This window comes from Candidatus Woesearchaeota archaeon (assembly GCA_016192995.1).
In the GTDB taxonomy this organism is placed as follows: domain Archaea; phylum Nanobdellota; class Nanobdellia; order Woesearchaeales; family DSVV01; genus JACPTB01.
Map to the genome: position 1 here is coordinate 127,249 of JACPTB010000006.1, position 20,652 is coordinate 147,900.

Here is a 20,652-nt window from a genome sequence, read left to right on the forward strand (position 1 = left end):
AAAGTATTTTGGAATTATTTCTTCTTAACCTTCTTAATCTCCTTCTCAAGCTTCAATTCATCAAGCAGTTCTTTGTATCTATTTCTGATTGTTACTTCGGTGACTCCTGCAACATCAGCAACTTCGCGCTGAGTTCTTTTCTCTCCATGAATTAAAGCGCTGACGTATAATGCAGCAGCTGCAATCCCGGTTGGTCCTCTTCCTGAAGTTAATTCAGATTTTTGTGCTGATTCAAGAATTTCAATTGCTCTTGATTGTGTTTCTGCGCTTAATTTTAATGCAGAAGCAAATCGCGCAATATAATCAGCAGGATTGCTTGGTAAAATAGTTATCCCTAGTTCCCTGGTAACAAAACGATAGGTTCTTCCGATTTCTTTCTTTTCTATCCCAGAAGCTTCGCTTAATTCATCTAAGGTTCGTGGAACATCATGCCTTCTGCAGGCAGCATATAATGCTCCAGCTACAACACTTTCCATGCTTCTTCCTCGAACTAAACCTCGCTGAACTGCTAACGTATAAATGCGAGCTGATTCTTCCTCAACACTTTGAGGTAGTTTTAAAAAAGAGGATACTCGCTTTAATTCAGCTAACGCTAATTTCAAGTTTCTTTCAATAGCAGTTGAAATACGATACTGCCATTTTCGCAATCTGAAGAATTTGTTTCTATCTCGATTGCCAAGAGCATACAAATCAGCTTTCCTTCCTACTTCAGTGCCTAAACCGCGGTCATATTGGGTATAGGTCATAGGCGCTCCAGTTCGTCTTTTTCTTTCAGCTGACTCTGAATCCATTTCACGCCATTCTTGACCGAAATCAACCATTTTCTCTTCTACAACTAAACCGCAGTCTTTACAGATGATTTCGCCTTTTTCTTTATTTAAGAATAAGTTTATGCCTGCGCATTCAGGACATTTCTTCACATAATGCATATTACCCACCTACCCACAACATGAATTTAAGTGATATGATTGATTTTCGAAAGTATAATCTATATATTTTATTTCAATTAACTTTATAAAGGGAATTAGAAGTTATATTTAAATGTTTCGGTCATTCTCGAGGGAAATACAATAATTAATCTTTTCTGAAATAAATCCTCTGGAATAAAAACGCTGCGGCCCAGATTTGAACTGGGATATCCTTGCGGAAACGAGCTCTCAAGGCTCGCGCATTACCAGGTTGTGCCACCGCAGCGTATAAAACAAGACTTATAAGCCGTATTTAAAAGTTATGGAAATACGGCTCTGTCCCGAATGAAGTTTTTGGTGCCATGCTGGTGATTATCCTTCAAATTAATACGTGGGAAAAAAGGAAATTCCAATAGGAATTTTTTCTTTCTTATAAACAAGTGGGATAATCACGGCACCAAAACCGAGGCGTGAGCCGAGATTAGGGACAGAGCCAAATCTTATAGGATAACTTTATATAGCTTGATCATAAATACTCATTAAAGCTTAAACAGGTGAAGTATCCTTTATGGAAACGATCCAGAAAGCAAAAGGTAATAACGCATATACTGGCTCATTAACCACCTATCTTGTTCTAAAGTGTAAGCAATGCTCACACGAATTGCATCTTGAAAGAAGCACTGCAGAAATCACGAGAGTATTTCTTTGTCATTATTGCAGGAGTATAATCGATTTTTAAATCCGTACGTATTAAGTCTTCTTCAGGTTTAGCGCCAGTTCAGCTTCAAAAGTAATTTAACATTGGATTTTTCTCTCTGGAACCCCGAAAAATCCCCGAAGTAAAGCTAAGTAGAGCTTCACAAAAGTAGGCGCTAAACCACCAGACTTAATACGTACTTAAATCCCTTAAATTAATTAACCTATTACAAAACCATCTTTCTTCTTATACTCCTGCAAAGCATAACTCAATCGCTCTTTATTATCAGAATAAACAGTAAATAATAAGTCTCCTTTCTTCACATGATCTCCTTTATGTTGATAGAGGAAAACACCCGCTTCTTTGTCAAAAGGCGCTCCTGCTACTCGAGCGAGTCTATTCATCATGCCGTTATCAATATGGGTTACTTTTCCGCTTTTTTTAGCAATAATATCATGTTTGAAATAAGCATAGCGTATTCTTTTTAATGAAGGCATGCTGCCGCCTTGTACCGTGATAATTTGAACAAATTTTTTCCAAGCTTTGCCTTCATCAAGAATTTTCTTGGCAAGTAAATAGCCGTCTGCAGACGTCTTTGCTTTTTTAACCAGACAAAACATTTCACCAGCGAGCATCAATGATTTTTCCCTTAATAAGGTGCTTTGATCAGGCAAGTGCTGCAATACTTTAATAACATCCTTTGCCTCAAGCGCAGGGCCGATGCCGTTGCCAATAGGTTGTGAACCATCAGTAATGACTACTTGGAGTTTCACGCGTAAGCGTTTAGCCACAGCCAAAAATTTCTGTTTTAATTGAAGTGCATGTTTTAGATTTTCAATTTTTGAACCTTTTCCAACAGGAATATCAATGAGAATATGTGTTGAAGAGACAGATTTCTTTTTGCCAAGGATGCTTGCAATAAGTTGCCCGACAGGATCAAGTGACATGGGATATTCTACTTTGATAATTTTGTCATCTGCAGGAGCTAAATTCATTGATCCTCCCCAGGCAAGGCAAGCGCCAGTTTTTCTGATGATTTTTTTCATCTGAGTGATGTCAAAGTCAACAGGTGAAAACACTTCAACAGTATCAGCAGTTCCTGCAGCGCTGGTAATTGATCGTGAACTTGTTTTAGGGATGGTTAAGCCGGCTGCTGCAAGAATAGGCACGACAATCATCGTTGTTCTATTGGCAGCTACTCCGCCGATGCAGTGTTTATCAACAATAATTTTCTTGTTTAATGTTAGAACATCTCCGGTATTGATAATTGCTTTTGTCAATGAAGCAGTTTCGTCAATAGTAAGTTCATGCACATATCCTGCTGCAACAAAGTAACTGATTTCAATTTCACTAAGCTTTCCAGCAACTATATCTTTGATAATGGTGAAAAATTCATTATAATTTAAGCGTTTGCCTTTTAATTTTTTCTTAATAATCGCGATAGATTTTGGTTTTTTCTCGAGTTTTACTTCGAGAGCGCAAATAATTTTACCAAATGCTTTGCTCGTTTCAAGAAACAGTCCTATTTCACCAGGTTTAATAAAACTCTGGGAGGTGGTTATGTCAACACTGGCAATGACTGTTCGATCACAAGCATTTAATCTCACTTTATCACCAGAGTAAACTTCCATTAAACTCGCATCTCTTTTATGGATCATAACAATAGGGGAATTTCCTGTTCGTATCTTCAAATGCTTAGGTTTGAGCTTCATGATGATGTTCCTCCCAATAAATTCTAACCATAGTAACAAGAATACTTAAAACTAACGGTCCAAGAATCATGCCTAATGCTCCAAAAAAAGCAATGCCACCAATAACGCCGACAAATATAATGAGGGAATGAAGTTTTGCGCGATCGCCAATAACACGAGGTTTTAAAATAAATTCAAGCGGCCAAACTATGATGCCATACAAGATCAAAAGTAAGACTCCTTTGATAACCATGCTTTCTATATCTTGAGATATGCCGGTAATAAGATAGTAAAATGCAATAGGGAGCCATACTAAACCAACGCCAACCATGGGCAGGATAGCAAGAATAGTCATAGCAAGACCTAAAAGTAATGCATGCGAAACGCCAAATATGAAAAAGATAACAGTTCCTGAAATTCCTTGAAGTATTGAAATAACTACTTGTCCATACATGACTGCATACGTGGTGTCTTTAATTTGTTGCATAAGGTGTTGGGCATGCTTTTTCTTAAGAGGGAGCATTTCTACAAACCAATGGTAGATCTTTTTTCCATCAATAAAGAGATAAAATAAGGTGATTATCATAATCACAAATTGGAAAATTTTCTTAGGCAGGGTGAAAATAATTTGGGATGAAAATTGATATACTGCTTTTCCAAGATGAATTAAACTGCTTGATGCAGTCTTTTGCAGGCCGTAATGTTCCAGAATTTGTACAAAATTACTATATACTTCACAAAGCTTGCTGGTTGCTTCTGTGCAGGTTACTGAACCATCTTCTTGGAGTGTTGATTTTAGTGCTGAATAAGTTATTTGGGTTTGTTGCACTAATGCCTGTGTTATAAATATCATCGGAGTAAAAATAATAATCAAAATAAGTAGAATGGTTAAGAATGAAGCAAAATGGTTGCTCTTTACTTTTCTGCCGAGCCATTCATAAGCAGGATAAAAAAGATATGCTAAAAGAACAGCGCTGATCAGAGCGCCAAGAAGTTCCTGAATAATGAGATATGACATATAAATGATCAATAAAAACAACACAATAAAGAAATATTTACTATATCCTTTTTCATGATCTTCAATCATACATTCTTTTGGATATAAGCGGTATTTAAAATTATTGATATACATAGCTCTATTTATTTATAAATAGAGCTATGATATCAATAATTTATATAATTCTTACATTCTTGTGTCACTCTTGGATAATAACATTTATAAATGCCTTTATATTCCTGTGAATAAAAAGGGTTTTAATAGTTAGTAGTACTTAATGATACCATGTAGAACATATCAACAGAAAATTGACTGTGATGGGGGAGTCTTCCATGATCGTAGGAGAAAAATTCGTAGGAAAATTAAAAGAATTTGGTTTAAACAGTTATGAAGCAAAAATTTGGATTGCATTGCTTTCTCGAGGCGTTTCAAGCGCAGGCGAGTTGTCTGATATTTCTAATGTTCCAAGATCAAGAGCTTATGATGTTCTCGAAAGTTTAGAGAAAAAAGGTTTTATTGTGATGAAGATTGGCAAGCCAATAAAATACATTGCAGTTAAGCCTCAAGAAGTTCTTGAAAGAGTTAAAAAGAGAATTCAGGAAGATGCAGTTAAACAAGCTGACTTGCTTGATGAAATCAAAAAAGATCCTCTTTTAAAAGAACTTGAATTGCTTTATTCTAAAGGCGTTGAAGTTGTTGATCCTTCAGAATTATCAGGTTCATTAAGGGATAGAACAAACTTATACAATAATATCAATATGTTGATTAACAATGCTCAGGATAACATTACTATTATGACAACTGAAGAAGGCTTAGTAAGAAAATCAGAGTCATTAAAGAAAGCTTTGGAAAAAGCAAGTAAACGCGGCATAAGTATAAGAATTGCTGCACCTATAACTAATAAATCAGAAAAAGCAGCAGAACTATTGCAGCAATTTGCAGAAGTAAGGCATGTTGATGTTGTCAAATCAAGATTCTGCATTGTTGATAACAAAGAGATTACCTTTGGCTTGCTTGATGATGCAAAATCAGTAGCAAGTTACGATGTTGGCTTATGGGTAACTAGTGAATTCTTTGCAAAAGCGTTGGAAGGAATGTTTAACCAAGTTTGGAATACCAAAGCTGCAAAGTTATTGAAACATTAATTTTTCACTAACTTTTTAAATTATAATTCATTTCTTAGTTTTTAAATGACAGCACCTCAAAGTATCTCTGATTTTGGATTTTGTCCAGACGAACAGATGAATGGAAGTTTGTATAGTGGCAAAGTACGAAATTTTGGGCCACTGACTCCAAGATCTTTTGAAAATAACGATCGTTTTCTTTCTGATCCAAGAAGCGTTCTCCTTAAATTAGGATATACAGAGTATGATCCCAGTACAGGAAGAATGCCTTCTGGCCAATTAGTACCAAATGAAGTCACCTATCGTAGTCTCTATACTGGGTTGGGCGATATTTATGTCTATAAATTGTTCTCAGGAGATCTTGTTGTTGTTGGTTGTTCAAGAGAATATTTTCCTGATGACGAATTGCCGGTGTGGCGTCGAAAGGGTAGAATCGTATCACTATTCGGTTTAGAAGCTACAGTTCTACATGCGCTTGAAGAATTAGACATAACTGCATCATAATATTTTGTTACTATTATTTCCGTAAATCTTTCGATTTTTCTATAAAGCTTTTCGGTTTTATCGACGATACTTTTATTAAGGAGTTCTTACACTATGAGTGATATGGCTAAAACATCAATAACTATTACAACTATGGATTCGCAAGCAGTTTTGAATAAAATTGCAAAAAAAAAACTATCTAAAGAAGAAAGCGATTATTTTAAGAAAGTTATTGCTATGATCAATGAGGTTTACAAACATGGTAAGAGAGCATGAAGATAAAATATTTGCTTTTGCAATCAAAGTAATTAGTGATGAAGAAGGAAATAAGAAATATCAATCCATAGCTCTTAATAATGATATACCTACTGAAACAATTATTATGCAAATGAAAGCATACCTTAAAAATTTAGAAGATCAATACTACGACGATTTTGAAGCTGGCACTCCTAATTCTACATAAATCTTTAAAAACAATGAAACTATTCTTTCTGTATGTCTCGAGGTCTTATAGGTATTATTGCTTGTAATGCAGGCAAACCATTTGCAACTAAAGTAACTGAAGAACTGGCAAAAATAAGACAGGAATCACAGTTAAAATTAATCATTCCAACCAAAGAGTATCATTTTGCAAATACAGAAATTAAAACAGAACTTCTCAGCAAAGTGCGAGGAATGGATATTTACATTATCCAGGATGTTGAAAATAGCACTATTCCTCAAGATCAAGAAGGCAGCAAACTAAAACAGGATTCTTATTCAGTTGATGAAAATTTAAGAGCATTAAAAACAGCCGTCTATGCAGCTAAAATATGCGGAGCGCAGCATATTGCCGCAGTTCTTCCTGTATTTCCTTATAGCCGTCAAGATAAACAGCAAGCAAGAGAAGCAATAACAGCAGCTTTAATTGCAAGAGAAATTGAAATAGCAGGAGCAGATTCAATTATTACGATGGACATTCATAATCTGGCAACAGCAGGTTTTTTTAAAGAAGCTGTTTTCATTAATTTGTTTGGTTCACGAAATCTTATACCTTATATCAGACAAAATCTTAACTTAAGTAATTTAATCGTGGTTGCTCCTGATGAAGGCGGCGTAAAACGAGCAAGTTTTTTTGCAAGAATATTGCAGACGAGATTAGCTATCATGCATAAAGAACGAGATTATTCAACAGTGAATGAAGTCACCTCTATTAAATTATTAGGGGAGGTCAATAACAAAGATGTTTTATTAGTTGATGATATGATTGACACTGCCGGCACCTTAGTTACTGCAGCAAGAACTTTGAAACAACAAGGTGCAAAAAACATTTATTTTTGTACTTCATTGGCATGTTTAAATCCTCCAGCGCTTGAACGATTGGATATTTTATACAAAGAAGGAATTTTAACGCAATTAATAACAACTGATGCTATTTTCCATGGAAATTTAAACAGAGATCATCCATGGTATACCGAGGTTACGGTTGCAGATTATTTTGCTCAAGTTATTCATACAGTTAATACTGGTGAAAGTGTCAGTAGATTGTTGCAGAAGCAATAGGTAAAAAACATTAATCTTTTTAAATTAAAAGTAATTTCTTTCTTTTATGGGGTTCATAGATGATTTATTTGCAGTGGATACTTCAAAACCTCTTCAAGAAGTAGGTGATGTTCTAGGGTTTGTTATTCCGAGAGATGGATTTAGGCAAGGTGCATTAGATCCTAAAAAACTATTAGGACTCCCAACCATTCCTAAAACAGCCGAGCAAATTCTTGAAAAAGTAGGTGCAAGAAGAGTTCGCATGAAATACCAAATGACAAAAGCAGGTGTTCCCTTAGTTCTTCCGTATGATGATACAGGGCAATTAAGTTCCCTTGATGTTGTAGCAATTAATAAAACACAAGAACGGATTAAAGATCAAGTGATGTATGACTATATTATGGGTGGTACAACACGAGGTAATGAAGAAGTTCTTAAGGGGTTTTTTGAACATGCTCATCTGAAAGCAACTCCTATAACACTACCAGGAGGACTTAGATTTAATCCAAGCTATAGAACATTGCATGAACGAGATGGTCGGGCGGTTGGAACAAGAAATTACAGGGTTATTCTTGAAAAAACATTTGATTGGCAACCATTGACCATTACCTTTGCTGTTGGTTACGAAATAAATTTCAGAGGTCAAATAGTAGGTTTTAACATAAGTTATCGTCTTCACCATGATTATAACAATTACCTGCGTGAGTTTCATACAGAAAAAGATTCATGGTACATGGCGGATAATGAATCTTTTTGGGAACGAAGTAGGGAGTCAAGTAAGGCACGAAATCAGCCCCATGGTGAATTTATGATTGCGCAAGAATTGTTGGGAAAAATGCAGTCTCAACATCTTATGGGCTATCTAGGTTCTGTTACTTCTGATAGTTATGGTTCACTAACATATTCACCTAAGTACTGGGTTTATTCAAATGGTGTTTTATTAGATCCACAAACCAAGAGTCCAGTTAAACATCAGAAAGGAAGTACTATGGTAACTGTTGATGCTGATGTTGATGCCACAGTAAAAGCATTGGTCGAAGTAATGCTTAGTCCATCATCAGGAACTGTAATCTCTACAGGTTCCTATGTTAAGACAAGATTATAAGATTAATTATCACCTATTATCTATAAAGAACTTTGCAAAATACTCGCAAAGCTCGGGTTACTGCCAGTTCGCATTTCAATAATTTACCCTAAGGAAAAAATTCCCATTGTAATTTCCTTTTTTCTTGCCCCTTGTATCGAAAATGCTCACGAAATTGGCAGTAACCATAATTTTGCAAAGTTCTCTACATACTATCAATAATCCAGCAGACTAATTTGTCCTTTCCGTTTATTTTCTTTGATTTGAACATCTTCAGGTCGTAATTTTTCCCCTACTTGTTCTTTAATATCCAATGCAACTTTCTTGCCAATTAATTGGCTTAAAGTTGTAACATCAATTTTTTTAATATCACCAAGATCTTTAATGCCATTGTTATAAAGTGTTCTTGCGCGTACTCTCCCAATCCCTTTTAATTTTAATAACCGTAGTAATTCCTCCTTTACTCCATATTGTAATCTTATTCTCGTCTTTGTTATAATGGTATGAATGTTCTTAAGTTTAAGAAGTTTGCATAATTCTTCAGTTGCATACAACAGCCAGTCTCCTCTATCAAGTTTTGCCCGCAATTCACCCGGTCTTACATCATATTTTTCAAGAAGTTGTTCTTCAGTGTTCTCTTCAATCCAGTCTTGCAGCAACAATCCAGTTTTAATGCTCTCTAAAAACCGGTCATAGTCATAATCATAAATATTTGGCTCAAGGACAAGAAGATGATCTTCATACTCACTGACTTTTACTTGGATATTTTCATACTCTTTGCTTTTTACTTTCAACCAAGGTCTCATTTCAAGGGCATGGCTGATCATATGAAGAAAAGAAAATTCATGTGCTCTTTTTTCTTGAGCGCGCTGTAAACAGATAGTAATCTCATACGCAGTTAAAGGATCAAGATATAATTCAGCAACTCTTTTGCCGATGGTTGTAGCTTCGTACGTAGTATCAAGTTCATTGGCAGATTTAAATCCTTTCTTATCAGAAACAATGAATTCATAATTTTCAAGAAGATCAAGCACTTTATCTATGATCTCTTCAAGCCTAAAATGATCTTCAAATTGATGCGCCCAAAAAGTTTTAAGGAAAAAACTCATAATTTGTTGTTTTGTCTTGACAAATTCTGTTGCAATTAAGCTCAACAAATACGTTCGAAGAACAGGTTCAACAGCAAGCTTTGAATAAATTTCTTCAGGGTCTCCCCAAATAAATTTTTCAAGGACTATTTCTTTTTCAGCATTATCTTTAACAATACAAATTGCTTCCCCATAATCCTCTTTTCCAGGTCGTCCAGCTCTTCCCGCAATTTGGTGATAATCCAAGGTTGGAATATACAGCAATCCACGTTGCGTATAACGTTTTAAATCTCGGATAATACATCGAAATGCTGGTAAATCTACTCCCCACGAAAGTGTCGGTGTGCAGCAGATTACTTTCAAAGTTCCATTTCGAAAACTATCCTCAATTAATTCCCGTTGTTCAGCAAGTAATCCAGAATGATGAAAGGCAACGCCATTTTTAATAATCCGAGCTAATCTTTCACATTGTGATGTTGGCTTTGATAAAGCATGCAAGGCTGTTTCACTTAATAAGGTAAGATGTTGAGAGGTTATTTTGGTTTTTCCAGCAATTTCTTCAGCAACTTTTTCAGCGCTTCGCTTGGAATTAACAAAAACTAATGCTTGTTTATTCCTTTCCAAAGTATCGAGAATAATATTGACGGTTGGATCTTTTACTTTTTGCTTGATTTCAATGAGTTTGGACATGCATATGAGAATTGAAGGATATTAATAAAGATTTACTCATTAAAAACAAAAAGAAAAAATGTGCCTGGTGGTAAAACCGAGTTTAAAAAAAGATGGGCCCGCGGTGATTTGAACACCGGACCACTCGATTATCAGTCGAGCACTCCACCAGACTAAGCTACGGGCCCGTTGTTCAAAAGAAAGCCAGTTTATTTATAAAGATTTCGTGGTATTTTTTAAGTCAATGGTTAATGTATTATCTGAAGAATTTTCGGTTGTCCAGTGTGAATTTTCGAATGAGGCTATAAACGTTGAATTCTGAATTTTAAAGCACTGGACATATTTGCCACTGGACATGGTGTCGTGAGGTATATAAATCAGTAATTATCATAGGTGAATATGAATAAAACTAAATTAGATATTTCAAAAATTGAATTTAGTAAAAATGACATTAAAAGAGGAATTAAATTACCTGATAAATTAACTATCGATCTTGCTCATTTAATAGGAATTCATCTGGGAGATGGTTGTTTAGTCAATAGAAAGCATGGAAATAGAATATCATATAATGGTCATTTTATAAATGAACATATCTGGTATGAAAATTATCTTTCTCCATTAATTCTAAAACTGTTCAATCTGGATATTAAACCTAGAAAAGGTCATAACTCTGTTGAAATTACTCTTCATTCAAAAGCAAGATATAACTTTTTAGATAAGGTATGTGGTCTTCCAAGCGGCTCAAAAGAAAACTGTAATATCCCTAAAATAATTCTTAATGGAAATATACAAATTAAAAAAATATTTCTTCGTGGGCTTGCAGATACAGACTTTTCTTTAGTTTTCAAAAATAGGCATAAAAACATTAATTATTATCCTGTAATTAACTATGAATCTCCAAATGAAAATATACATGTTTTTTGTAAACATACTCTTGAATCATTAGGTTTTAATTTATATTCAAATAACAGAAATAGATTTAGAAATAATAAAAAGTTGCATTCTTTTTATTTTCAAATAAATGGGGTAATCGCTTTTAGAAAATGGATGGATGAAATTGGTTTTACCAATGATAATCAATTAACTAAAATCAAAGTTTGGGAAAAATATGGTTTTTTACCTGCTAAAACCAATATTAATGATAGAATTGCAATCTTAAACGGTAAAAAAGAGATTATGTATTTTCAAAATAAAATACGCCTCGAACCAGATTCGAATTCACCAGTCAAGGCTATAAACCAAGACTTCTGGTGACCTGTCGGTTAACAGCCGACCGCTCCACCGGCTAAGCTATCGAGGCGTATGCTCAACAGAACAGATAGTTTATTTATAAATGTTGCTATGAGGTGAAATCAAGAAATAGTTGTGGTAATAAAAAATGAAATTAGTGTTTACGCATCTTTTCAAATTTCTTGAGCGCAGCAACTTGTTTTGAGTCTAAGTGAATAACAGGTCTTTTTTTTGTAATATAATCAATCGTTTCTTTCGTAGTCATTCCCTGTGAGATCAAATAAGCAGCAACAAGCGTCGGAGCTCTTCCATGACCGCGTTGGCAATGGACATAAACTTTAATTTTATTTCTGATCAATTCTCTCAGCATAGCAATCCCAATATTAAACTGCTGTACAGTTGGAGGAGCATGGTTTTTTGTAGGTAGCCATAAGAAAAAGCTAACGCCCCAAGGTTGTTCTATGCGGTTTTCTTCCAAACTAATATCTGCTTTAATCCCTTTCTTCAAAAGCTGATCTGAGAAATGAGTTCTGCAGCAGGCATTTGATCCGATATAGATATACTTTGTTATTTGGTGGTATTCAAATGGTATTTTTGTGGGATGTATATTCATGTGATATGCTCCTTAGCAACAGGACATTTTCTGTCGCCGTAATCACAAAATACACAACAGCTTTTTTCTGCGGGTATTATTTTATTGCAACCTTTACATTGGTAAAACGCTAGACATGATGATGTTGGAATTTCAATGGATTGCTTATGTTTGCATGTTGGGCAAGTGAGTGTTCCTTTTGTTTTTTCTAGGTTATCAATATCCATCATTCAAAAATAATGGAGATATCTAATAATAAAACTTTCGGTTATCCGTACGTAATAAGTCTGGGGTTTTAGCACCTACTTTTGTGAAGCTGTTCTTATATTTGCTGTGAGGATTTTTCGGGGTTCCTTGCCGATAGGCAAGTCTTATAATCCCAGACGCAAGCCAAATTATGACTCCTTGATTTATAAGAAAAATCCAATGTTTAATCACATCTCAAGCTGAACTGGTGCTAAAACCAAAGAAGACTTATTACGTACGGTTATTCTTGTTTAACAATCTCCCCTACAATACTCCTCAGCATATGCCCAATAATTTTCACAGAATATTTTTTCTTCAGTGCAACGCGTTCTTTAACACCTACAATTAAAGGATACGTTCCTATCTGTCGTAAAAAGGTAGTTTTCCCATCATACACTTCAGCAATGCAGTCATGCAAAACAGTTCCAATCGGTACAACACGCTGGAGCATGGGATAATCAATTTCCTGCCTGATTTGATTGCGCCATTTCCAATAATACTGTTTGTTTTTCTTGAGGAATTTGTCGCCGCATTCTTCATACAACTTAGTGCCTTCAAAAATAGCAGTCTGTCGTATATTAATTCGTCGTAACAATAACCCTTCATCAAGAATTTTCTTGAAATATTCCATGTTGATCTCATGGGTTTTTTTGGTTTCGCCTTTTAAGCCAAAGATAATATTAATGCCAGGCAAAAATTTAGGCATGCCATTGCTGCCTCGCTCAGCTCCGTATTTGTTGATGACTCTGATTGCTTTCATTGCAGTTTCAGCATTGCAATTCAAAGTATTTTCACGGGTGACAACAGGATCAAAACTTTCAACGCCAAATGCGGCAATATTTCCAGATGTGCAATAGTTTACTATTGCTTTAGTTATCTCCTCGCCTTTTTTAGTAGGAACAAAAATAGGATTGACATTATCTATATGTAAAATTTCAATATCAGGGCAGGTTTTTCTAATATCTTGTAGTAATTCAATGACATTTGGTACAGAATAAAAGCAGGTTTGTTTCCCTAATCTAAAATTTCGTTCGCCAAGATCATACAATGCTTTGATTTCAGCAACAATATCATCTTTATTTCGATAGGCAACTTTTGCTTTTAATGGCTCAGTGCAAAAACTGCATTTGCCAACATTGCATCCTTTGCCAGTTTCTATCTCAATTATTTTATAATTGAGAATTTGTTTGACCACTTCGGCTCCTGTAATGCTATAGCGTTTGATTTCATCATAGGAAAACGCAAAGGCTTTTTCCTCGTCAAACAAATGTTTAGGTATTTTTTCAAAGAATTTCCCTCCAAACATTTGCGTTCCAAATATAGCAGGTCCAGTTAATATTTTTTTACAGGAAATTTTAAGATCAGTGAGCAATCTGCTTACTTCAATAATAGTTCCAGGTGTTCCAGTAAGATATTTTCCAGGCACATGCACGCCTAAATTAATAATCAGTTCAGATGTTTCAGTAATTATTTGATAAAGGCGAGGAGAATTTACGGTCAGATTAAAAACACTAATATCAGTTTTCTGATGCAATTTTGTTTCAGGAATCTTATTACGATATTTATAAAACAATCTAAGATCATCAATAGTCACATAATAAATAGTTTCTTCAGGATATTTAGTTTTGAAATACCCATAGAGATAACGAGGATATGTTCCTAAATAAGGAGGCACGCCTAATCCAGATGGTTCATCAGTGTAACAGTCTAATATGGTAATTGCCATGGTAAAAATTCCAATCATGTAATAATTATATCAATAATACTTCATCGCTTCCAGTGATTGGAATTTTTAGTTCATTTAAAAACTTTTATATATCAGTACTACTTGTTTATGACTAATCAAAAGGACTCTGCCCCGAATGTATTGCGTAGCAATATACCATCAAAGAAAGTCAAATGTTATCAAATACTTTCTTTGATCAGTAAAGTTTTTGGTGCCATGCTTGTGATTATCCTTCAAATTAATAAGTGGGAAAAAAGGAAATTCCAATAGGAATTTTTTCCTTGTTATAAACAAGTGGGATAATCACGGCACCAAAACCGAGGCTATGCCGAGATTCGGGGCAGAGCCATCAAAAGGGGTAGTATGAGAAAACAAATCTTTAAAGTATTTATACTTGTTATTTTTATTGTAGTTGTAGTAACTGCTACAATAAAGATAACAGTAGCGAAAATTGATTATGGTTCTAGAAATGGGATTAAATTATGCTCTTTAAATTATGATTGTGGTGTGGCTGATGGTGTTTGCCCAGGATTGTACGATAATCCAGGTAAAAATCCGATTGAAGTAGGTTCAACGTTAGTGTGCAGCGCAGATGATCCGGATTGTTGCAGTGCAGATTTCTGGAATACCAATAAAAAGAAAGCAGATGGAACTTCATATCCTTCAATGTTCTGGATGCCTGAAGTAAAAGGCAATGCAGTTGATGCAAAGCATTTATGTTGCGGTAATGCGCCTAATGAATTTTATAAAACTGGTCAGTTTGATAATGGAGTTGGATGTTGCAATGGCCAGAAAGATGCAGTTCATGAAGGTGAATGTTATCGCGATATTTGGGAAGAGTATCCTAAAGATAAAAAAGATAAGCAAGGTAAAGATCAACAGGGTAAACTGGGTATTTGTAATCCAAAACCAGGTAGCAAAAAAACACATTGTCCAGAAATTAATGGTCAACGATATGCAAATGTTGGTGGTAAATTTATTCGTGTTAAAGATATAACAATACCTCCGGAAATTGTTTGCACTATCCCAGATGCGCAAATTCCAAAGGGCCAGCCAGCGCCTGCTTGTACTACGTGTGAAATTCTATTTGGAAAAGGTTATATCTTAAATGAAGCAGGCGAATGTGTATTTCAGGCAGAATTTAAGGATATTACGGTTCTGGTTTACAAACAAGTTTCTGGAAAAGCAGTAGGTTTATCAGGGGTTACTGTTGAAGTAAGCAGTTTAGTGACAGATGAAACCCTTAAAACCACGGAAAATATGCTTCTTGATACCAAGGTAACTGATGAGGCAGGCAAAGCAAAGCTTAAAACAAAAGCAATGCCTGAAGTAACGATTAGTGTTAATAAAGTTGGCTTTGAAGGCCAGGCAAAGAAAGTTAAAACTGATAAAACAGGAACTGAGAGCTTTACTTTGAAAAAATCAACTGAATGTATGCCTGATTGCACAAGAAATGATGGTTATTGTCATGCTGAGTGCTATGGTATTAATGACTGTACGTGGAATACAGAAGTATATGGTTCGCAATCAAGTTATATTTGTGATGTTAGTAAAATAAAATTAGGCAAAGGTTGGGAAGCAAATTCTGTTAAATATGGGAAAGTATATTGTTGCACCGGCAACACTCCTGATAAGTTAACTCCTCTAGTGCCAGTAAAGAAACTGAGTGAAAGTGATACTATTAAAACACCAGAGCAGGGAGTACCTCAAGTGCAGACGTATAGCAGATTAGCTATTGGTCCTAATGGAAAGCCAGTTGTAATTTACATCAGTGTCTGGGAACCTAAACAATAAGTACGTAATAAATTAACTTTTTATACTTGGTTGTATCTGGAACGTTATGTTCAATAAGATGTTCAGAGACATTTACAAAATTATGGTTACTGCCAACTTCAGGAAGAAAAAGGGTTACTTCTTTACTATGGATTCAATTATAGCTCTTTTTATTCTGGTTATTGGGATGAGTGTTATATTTGCATTTAAAGTATCAGAACCTCCTACGCAGCAATCTGAAATTTACAGCTTGGATTTAATGAATTTTCTTGCAAAAACAAAAATTAAAGAAATCAATGATCAGTATGTTTTTGATTTAATTAACAAAGATATTATTAGAAACACTGAGAATACCGTGCTTGAACAGCTAGCAGAATTCAATTATCGCTATCAAAAAGATCCAGCTTCATGTCCAGGTGCAGAAGATTGTTTAATGACAGCTAAAAAATTATCAGAAAAGTTAACTGCAAAACTTGTTCCTCAGCAATACGGCTTTAAGATTTCAATATACGAGCCTTTGCCGCCGGGGGTTGTCGGTAAAGGAACAACAACGCTGATCTATGAAAACAAGCAAGGTATAAAATTAGAAAATGCGCGAGTTATTTTGCCCGTAAGAAGATTAGTTCATGGTTTATATGAAGATGCTGCAGGTGCATCTATTTATGGTCCTTATCTTGGCGAGGTTGTTTTATGGCAATAAAACTACCTAAATTACATAAAAAAGGATTTTTCTTTACGTTTCTTGCTACCATCATAGTTTCTATCTTTTTCATCCAGTTTGTTGCAATTCCTCAAGCTCAAAATTCAGAAAAAGTTGAAACTGACAAAATTAAGATAGCATTGATTGATGATTTTGCCAAAACATTAGTCGATAAATATATTCCTAGTTTATTGGCTTCCACAACAAAGCAAATTTTCATAGATACTATGAAAAAAGGTAAAGTTCCGTTTGCTGGTTTTGATGCCCAATATCCTCAGTTAATGAAAAAGAACATTGATCCTCACCTTCAGCTTGTCAATGAAATTGCTAATCGTGATCTTAATATAAATACAGAACTCACCTTAAAACAATATGCTATTAAGCAGGTTAGCCCGTATTTGGTTGAAATTACTGCAGAAATGGAATTAAAAATTGCATCGTTGCAAGGAGACATTAAATTTGAATTTGGCTCGCCCACTGTTAGTGTTGGAACCAATCTTTCAATTATTGGTTTGAAGGATCCTTTGTTTGTAGCAACATTAGGATCATACGAAGATGCACGTATTATTAATGCAACAAACATTGTGAGTTGGGGTGCTGAAAATACCTCTATTTTTATGGAAAATGAAGATTATCGCGCTAATAGTGGAGCTCCTGACTTTTTAGGAAGATTTACTGGTAACTTGGCACATTCATCTTATGGTATTGAATCATTAATTGATCGAAATAATCCTTTATTTGGTGGCGGAGAAGATTATGTTGATGTTGATTACCGTTTTTTACCTAGAAAAGGAGAATGTAAAGACGGCGAGATCCCAGATCTTTTGCAAGTAAGTGGTTTTGGTGGTAATTTTTGGCTTGATCAAAACCATTTAACATTATATGATGTCAAAGGAACAGTACCATGGGGTTGTAAGAAAGAAGGATAAGATTACAACTTTTCAACATAAATGACACTACTATGCTTTAGTAACGAAAGTTTTTATAGCTCTGAACTCCTGTCAGTATGAAATGCCAGTACAAGATGAGGTATTAACTACTGATGTAGATACCTTTCTAGAGCTTGTAAAGCAAAAAAAGAAGATTACGGTAGCTGATGCTGCAAAATTATTGAATACTCCTCTTGCTACTATTCAATCATGGACTGATTTTCTTGTTGAAGAAAAGATTTTAGGATTAGAGTATAAGTTTACAACGCCTTATATTTATGCTATTGAAGAAAAAGCAAAAGATGTTGGTATGCAGTCAATAGGTTTTGAATCAAAAGAAGCATTTTTTGAAAAAGCAAGGGGAAAAGGGATACGTGAAGGCCATATACAATTATTATGGGCTAAATACTTAGCTACAAACAAAGAATTAATAAGGCAGAAATTCTTTGAAAAGGCAGAAGCCAAAGGTCTGGCCAGAGAAAAAGTCGCAGTGTTATGGGAACGGTATTATGCAGTGCTTGAAAGTTAAAAGAGGATACTTATGGACATTGATGCATTTTTAGAAACAGAAAAAGACAAAATGGAAAAATCTGCTGGTCCAAAAGCAGTTATTAAGCAGCAGGGGCTTTCTATTAAAAGCAATACTATTGAAGATCAGCTTGATAAATTGCAGCAAATGTTAGCGCAGAACAAATTTAAGGATGCTGGAGATCTTTACATGCAGGTTAAAGAGCGTTTTACTAATTTAACCAAAACGCAGATTGAAGAAAAAAATTTTATCCATAAAAAACTCTCGCAGTTAAATGAGGCATTAACCATTCAGCTTTCTCAAGTCATGGTAGATGTCGACAAAAAAGCTCAAATGATTGAAAATCTGCTGATGAAAGGAGAAGGATATCTTAAGGAAGGAAAGCTTGAAGTGGCAGATGAGATGTATAAACAAGTTAAGCAGGTGTTTGATCAGTTGCCTGATGTGTTTTTAGAGAAAAGATTGCGGTTAGAAAATAATATTATGAATTTTTTTAGCAGATTGAATATAGAAAATGCTAAGAAAATGCTTGAAAACTTTGAAAGAACAAAAAAAGAAGTTCAGGGATTGCTTGACCATGGTTTCCAGCAAGTGCAGGTAGGAAGATTGGATCTAGCTAAAAAAGATTATCTTAAAATAAATCAGTTGTATAGTAAATTGCCGAGTGGCTTTATGTATGATAAATTAATGTTGTACAAGCAAATTCTCAAATTATATAACGAGGCTGAACTTAATCTTGAAATCAAGGCATTATCTTCAGAGCTTGCAGAATTAGAAAAAGCGATGGCTGGCTCAAGTTCTGCGCCAAAACCAAGTGCTATCCCTCCACCAGGAAGTGCAGGAACAATACCAGTTCCACTCAGTAAAACAGCAACTAATCCTCCAGCGCCAAAGCCAGGTATTACTCAGAATGTAAGTGAAGCTCCGTCAAAACCAGGAGCAGCTCCATCAGCTCCAATAACTCCTTCAAAACCAGTCTTTAAAGTAAATAATGAAATCACTCCTGAACATCTGGAGAATCCTCCTCAAATGCAGGAAGTTCCTAATCAAGCAAAAAAATTAGAAGTGCCTCCGACACCCCAGAAAAAAGGGATGTTTGGATTTATGAAAAAGAGTAAATAACAATATACTCTCATTATAGTCAATAGATAAATATTTTTTAACCATAGCAGGTGGTGTGTAGGGGATAGATGTGGAAGAAAATGTACAAAGTAATGTTGAAATTTTAGATAATTATCAATTAAATGTAAATAATATTCTGGTAGATATTAAAATAGAATTTTCCGAAGAAGACACCGTGCCAAGATACGTGGTTAATATTACCAACATGAGTAAAATGACCACCTTAATTCTTGAAAAAATACGAGAAGAATTTATTTCTCAAGTAGGAACTGGCGTTACAGAATTAACTGAAGCTGGGGGCATTGAAGTCATTAAAGTGCAGTTTAAAAACGAGTTAGGCAGTCTTCTTAAAAAATATTTTCCTAACGCAGACCAGCGCACTAAAGATATGCTGATTAATTATGTTATCGAGCAGAATCTTGGATTAGGCAATGTTGAAATTCTCTTAAAAGATAAGAATATTGAAGAAATTGTTATCAACGGTTCAAAAGATTCTATTTGGATTTATCACAAGCGCCATGCGTGGCTGAAAACAAACATTGTTATTCCGCGTGAAGAAAGAATACGGCATTTTGCTACTATGATTGGAAGAGATGTGAACAAAGAAATAACTATTCTTAATCCTTTAATGGACGCGCATTTGAAAACAGGGGACAGGGTAAATGCAACATTGCTGCCAATCTCTTCTTTTGGGAATACTATTACTATCAGAAAATTTGCTGAAGAGCCATGGACCGTCGTAGATTTTATTAAGTCAGGAACTTTTGATTATAATGCTGCAGCGTTAGTGTGGCTGTGCATGCAGAATGAATTATCAGTGCTTGTCGTAGGAGGTACAGGTTCAGGAAAAACTTCGATGCTTAATGTAGTTTCAAGTTTTATGCCTCCCAATCAAAGGATAATTTCTATTGAAGATACCCGTGAGCTTCGTTTGCCAAAAACATTGCATTGGGTGCCTATGGAAACACGTTTGCCTAATCCTGAAGGCAAAGGCGGGATTTCAATGTTAGACCTTGTTGTTAATTCTTTAAGGATGAGGCCGGATAGAATTATCATGGGAGAAATTAGAAGGCAGGCAGAAGCAGAAGTTCTTTTCGAGGCAATGCATACAGGGCATTCAGTCTATGGCACCTTTCACGCAAACGATGCTGACGAAACTATTACAAGGCTTACAAACCCGCCTATTAACATTCCTCCTCTGGTGCTTCCTTCATTAAGCGCTCTTTTAGTGCAAAATCGAAACAGACGCACGAATAAAAGAAGAACCTTTCAGTTTGCAGAAATTCTTCCTAATGGAAAGCCAAATATAGTGCTGCAGCATAATCCTATCACTGATAAGCTGGAAAAAGTAGGGAATTTTCAAGTGATTACTAAAACATTGAAGTTATTTGCAGGAATTACCCCTGAAGATATGCAGAAAGACATTGAAGAAAAAATAAGAGTGCTGAAATATCTTGTTGACAATGAAATCAAAGATTTAAATTCAATAGGTTTAATCATGTCAAAGTATTATTTAGGCAAATTGAAAATAAATTAATATAAT

19 protein-coding genes and 3 tRNA genes are annotated in these 20,652 nt (G+C 35.0%); 12 read left to right on the top strand and 10 right to left on the bottom strand.

The features are described from left to right. Window positions 1-14: 14 nt before the first annotated feature. The 4 genes from HYY69_05720 to HYY69_05735 form a co-directional block, all read right to left on the bottom strand. Window positions 15-929: a transcription initiation factor IIB gene (locus tag HYY69_05720; protein ID MBI3032949.1), complete on the bottom strand. Its 915-nt coding sequence runs from the start codon at window positions 927-929 to the stop codon at window positions 15-17. Between the two features lie 181 nt (window positions 930-1,110). Further along, window positions 1,111-1,194: transfer RNA gene (locus HYY69_05725), tRNA-Ser, on the bottom strand. A 629-nt stretch (window positions 1,195-1,823) separates the two neighbouring features. Next, on the bottom strand, window positions 1,824-3,317 hold the full coding sequence (locus HYY69_05730) for an AMP phosphorylase (protein MBI3032950.1): 1,494 nt from the start codon (window positions 3,315-3,317) through the stop codon (window positions 1,824-1,826). After that, window positions 3,301-4,383 (bottom strand): AI-2E family transporter, encoded by a 1,083-nt coding sequence (locus HYY69_05735; GenBank protein ID MBI3032951.1) that lies wholly within the window; start codon window positions 4,381-4,383, stop codon window positions 3,301-3,303. Before HYY69_05735 ends, HYY69_05730 begins: the two co-directional genes overlap by 17 nt. A 242-nt stretch (window positions 4,384-4,625) precedes the next feature. On the opposite strand from HYY69_05735, the gene HYY69_05740 reads away from it, so the two are divergent. The 6 genes from HYY69_05740 (at window position 4,626) to HYY69_05765 (ending at window position 8,526) form a co-directional block, all read left to right on the top strand. Then, entirely contained in the window at window positions 4,626-5,438 is an 813-nt protein-coding gene (locus HYY69_05740) for a TrmB family transcriptional regulator (protein ID MBI3032952.1), read from the top strand. A gap of 45 nt (window positions 5,439-5,483) precedes the next feature. Further along, window positions 5,484-5,921, top strand: coding sequence for a hypothetical protein (locus HYY69_05745; GenBank protein MBI3032953.1), 438 nt, complete (start codon window positions 5,484-5,486; stop codon window positions 5,919-5,921). Between the two features lie 102 nt (window positions 5,922-6,023). Next, entirely contained in the window at window positions 6,024-6,176 is a 153-nt protein-coding gene (locus HYY69_05750; protein ID MBI3032954.1) for a hypothetical protein, read from the top strand. Then, entirely contained in the window at window positions 6,160-6,363 is a 204-nt protein-coding gene (locus HYY69_05755; protein MBI3032955.1) for a hypothetical protein, read from the top strand. The genes HYY69_05750 and HYY69_05755 overlap by 17 nt, the downstream gene beginning before the upstream one ends. A 32-nt stretch (window positions 6,364-6,395) precedes the next feature. Then, window positions 6,396-7,442 carry a ribose-phosphate pyrophosphokinase gene (locus HYY69_05760; protein ID MBI3032956.1) on the top strand — a complete coding sequence of 349 codons (1,047 nt, stop codon included), beginning with the start codon at window positions 6,396-6,398 and terminating at the stop codon, window positions 7,440-7,442. Window positions 7,443-7,488: 46 nt separating this feature from the next. Continuing rightward, the gene (locus HYY69_05765; protein ID MBI3032957.1) at window positions 7,489-8,526 is read left to right on the top strand and encodes a hypothetical protein; all 1,038 of its coding nucleotides are present in this window, start codon (window positions 7,489-7,491) and stop codon (window positions 8,524-8,526) included. Between the two features lie 194 nt (window positions 8,527-8,720). Here the strand turns inward: HYY69_05765 and HYY69_05770 are convergent, their stop codons facing one another. From HYY69_05770 to HYY69_05795, 6 genes are all read right to left on the bottom strand, one after another. Next, window positions 8,721-10,283 (bottom strand): hypothetical protein, encoded by a 1,563-nt coding sequence (locus tag HYY69_05770; protein MBI3032958.1) that lies wholly within the window; start codon window positions 10,281-10,283, stop codon window positions 8,721-8,723. 93 nt (window positions 10,284-10,376) lie between these two features. Then, window positions 10,377-10,450 (bottom strand) — tRNA-Ile (locus HYY69_05775). Window positions 10,451-11,459: 1,009 nt separating this feature from the next. Further along, window positions 11,460-11,562: transfer RNA gene (locus HYY69_05780), tRNA-Asn, on the bottom strand. Window positions 11,563-11,646: 84 nt separating this feature from the next. Next, complete coding sequence (locus tag HYY69_05785) at window positions 11,647-12,105, bottom strand: dual specificity protein phosphatase family protein (GenBank protein MBI3032959.1); 459 nt, start codon at window positions 12,103-12,105, stop codon at window positions 11,647-11,649. Then, window positions 12,102-12,311 (bottom strand): hypothetical protein, encoded by a 210-nt coding sequence (locus HYY69_05790; protein ID MBI3032960.1) that lies wholly within the window; start codon window positions 12,309-12,311, stop codon window positions 12,102-12,104. Before HYY69_05790 ends, HYY69_05785 begins: the two co-directional genes overlap by 4 nt. A gap of 260 nt (window positions 12,312-12,571) precedes the next feature. After that, window positions 12,572-14,056 carry a radical SAM protein gene (locus HYY69_05795; GenBank protein ID MBI3032961.1) on the bottom strand — a complete coding sequence of 495 codons (1,485 nt, stop codon included), beginning with the start codon at window positions 14,054-14,056 and terminating at the stop codon, window positions 12,572-12,574. Window positions 14,057-14,419: 363 nt separating this feature from the next. Between HYY69_05795 and HYY69_05800 the strand changes: the two genes are divergently transcribed. The 6 genes from HYY69_05800 to HYY69_05825 all read left to right on the top strand — a co-directional run bounded on the left by HYY69_05800 (window position 14,420) and on the right by HYY69_05825 (window position 20,646). Beyond that, window positions 14,420-15,850, top strand: a complete 1,431-nt coding sequence (locus tag HYY69_05800; GenBank protein MBI3032962.1) for a hypothetical protein — start codon at window positions 14,420-14,422, stop codon at window positions 15,848-15,850. A gap of 46 nt (window positions 15,851-15,896) precedes the next feature. After that, window positions 15,897-16,529, top strand: coding sequence for a hypothetical protein (locus HYY69_05805; protein MBI3032963.1), 633 nt, complete (start codon window positions 15,897-15,899; stop codon window positions 16,527-16,529). Then, complete coding sequence (locus HYY69_05810; protein ID MBI3032964.1) at window positions 16,520-17,458, top strand: hypothetical protein; 939 nt, start codon at window positions 16,520-16,522, stop codon at window positions 17,456-17,458. Before HYY69_05805 ends, HYY69_05810 begins: the two co-directional genes overlap by 10 nt. An 82-nt stretch (window positions 17,459-17,540) precedes the next feature. Next, a complete protein-coding gene (locus tag HYY69_05815; GenBank protein MBI3032965.1) occupies window positions 17,541-17,987 on the top strand; it encodes a hypothetical protein in 447 nt (148 codons plus the stop codon). A 12-nt stretch (window positions 17,988-17,999) separates the two neighbouring features. Beyond that, a complete protein-coding gene (locus HYY69_05820; protein ID MBI3032966.1) occupies window positions 18,000-19,109 on the top strand; it encodes a hypothetical protein in 1,110 nt (369 codons plus the stop codon). 70 nt (window positions 19,110-19,179) lie between these two features. Further along, window positions 19,180-20,646 carry a CpaF family protein gene (locus HYY69_05825; protein MBI3032967.1) on the top strand — a complete coding sequence of 489 codons (1,467 nt, stop codon included), beginning with the start codon at window positions 19,180-19,182 and terminating at the stop codon, window positions 20,644-20,646. Window positions 20,647-20,652: the final 6 nt, after the last annotated feature.

What these genes read in the sequence shown, in the direction of transcription:
- HYY69_05720 (MBI3032949.1), bottom strand. Translation starts at nt 929, where the DNA reads ATGCATTATGTGAAGAAATGTCCTGAATGCGCAGGCATAAACTTATTC.
- HYY69_05730 (MBI3032950.1), bottom strand. Translation starts at nt 3,317, where the DNA reads ATGAAGCTCAAACCTAAGCATTTGAAGATACGAACAGGAAATTCCCCT.
- HYY69_05735 (MBI3032951.1), bottom strand. Translation starts at nt 4,383, where the DNA reads ATGATTGAAGATCATGAAAAAGGATATAGTAAATATTTCTTTATTGTG.
- HYY69_05740 (MBI3032952.1), top strand. Translation starts at nt 4,626, where the DNA reads ATGATCGTAGGAGAAAAATTCGTAGGAAAATTAAAAGAATTTGGTTTA.
- HYY69_05745 (MBI3032953.1), top strand. Translation starts at nt 5,484, where the DNA reads ATGACAGCACCTCAAAGTATCTCTGATTTTGGATTTTGTCCAGACGAA.
- HYY69_05750 (MBI3032954.1), top strand. Translation starts at nt 6,024, where the DNA reads ATGGCTAAAACATCAATAACTATTACAACTATGGATTCGCAAGCAGTT.
- HYY69_05755 (MBI3032955.1), top strand. Translation starts at nt 6,160, where the DNA reads ATGGTAAGAGAGCATGAAGATAAAATATTTGCTTTTGCAATCAAAGTA.
- HYY69_05760 (MBI3032956.1), top strand. Translation starts at nt 6,396, where the DNA reads ATGTCTCGAGGTCTTATAGGTATTATTGCTTGTAATGCAGGCAAACCA.
- HYY69_05765 (MBI3032957.1), top strand. Translation starts at nt 7,489, where the DNA reads ATGGGGTTCATAGATGATTTATTTGCAGTGGATACTTCAAAACCTCTT.
- HYY69_05770 (MBI3032958.1), bottom strand. Translation starts at nt 10,283, where the DNA reads ATGTCCAAACTCATTGAAATCAAGCAAAAAGTAAAAGATCCAACCGTC.
- HYY69_05785 (MBI3032959.1), bottom strand. Translation starts at nt 12,105, where the DNA reads ATGAATATACATCCCACAAAAATACCATTTGAATACCACCAAATAACA.
- HYY69_05790 (MBI3032960.1), bottom strand. Translation starts at nt 12,311, where the DNA reads ATGGATATTGATAACCTAGAAAAAACAAAAGGAACACTCACTTGCCCA.
- HYY69_05795 (MBI3032961.1), bottom strand. Translation starts at nt 14,056, where the DNA reads ATGGCAATTACCATATTAGACTGTTACACTGATGAACCATCTGGATTA.
- HYY69_05800 (MBI3032962.1), top strand. Translation starts at nt 14,420, where the DNA reads ATGAGAAAACAAATCTTTAAAGTATTTATACTTGTTATTTTTATTGTA.
- HYY69_05805 (MBI3032963.1), top strand. Translation starts at nt 15,897, where the DNA reads ATGTTCAATAAGATGTTCAGAGACATTTACAAAATTATGGTTACTGCC.
- HYY69_05810 (MBI3032964.1), top strand. Translation starts at nt 16,520, where the DNA reads ATGGCAATAAAACTACCTAAATTACATAAAAAAGGATTTTTCTTTACG.
- HYY69_05815 (MBI3032965.1), top strand. Translation starts at nt 17,541, where the DNA reads ATGCCAGTACAAGATGAGGTATTAACTACTGATGTAGATACCTTTCTA.
- HYY69_05820 (MBI3032966.1), top strand. Translation starts at nt 18,000, where the DNA reads ATGGACATTGATGCATTTTTAGAAACAGAAAAAGACAAAATGGAAAAA.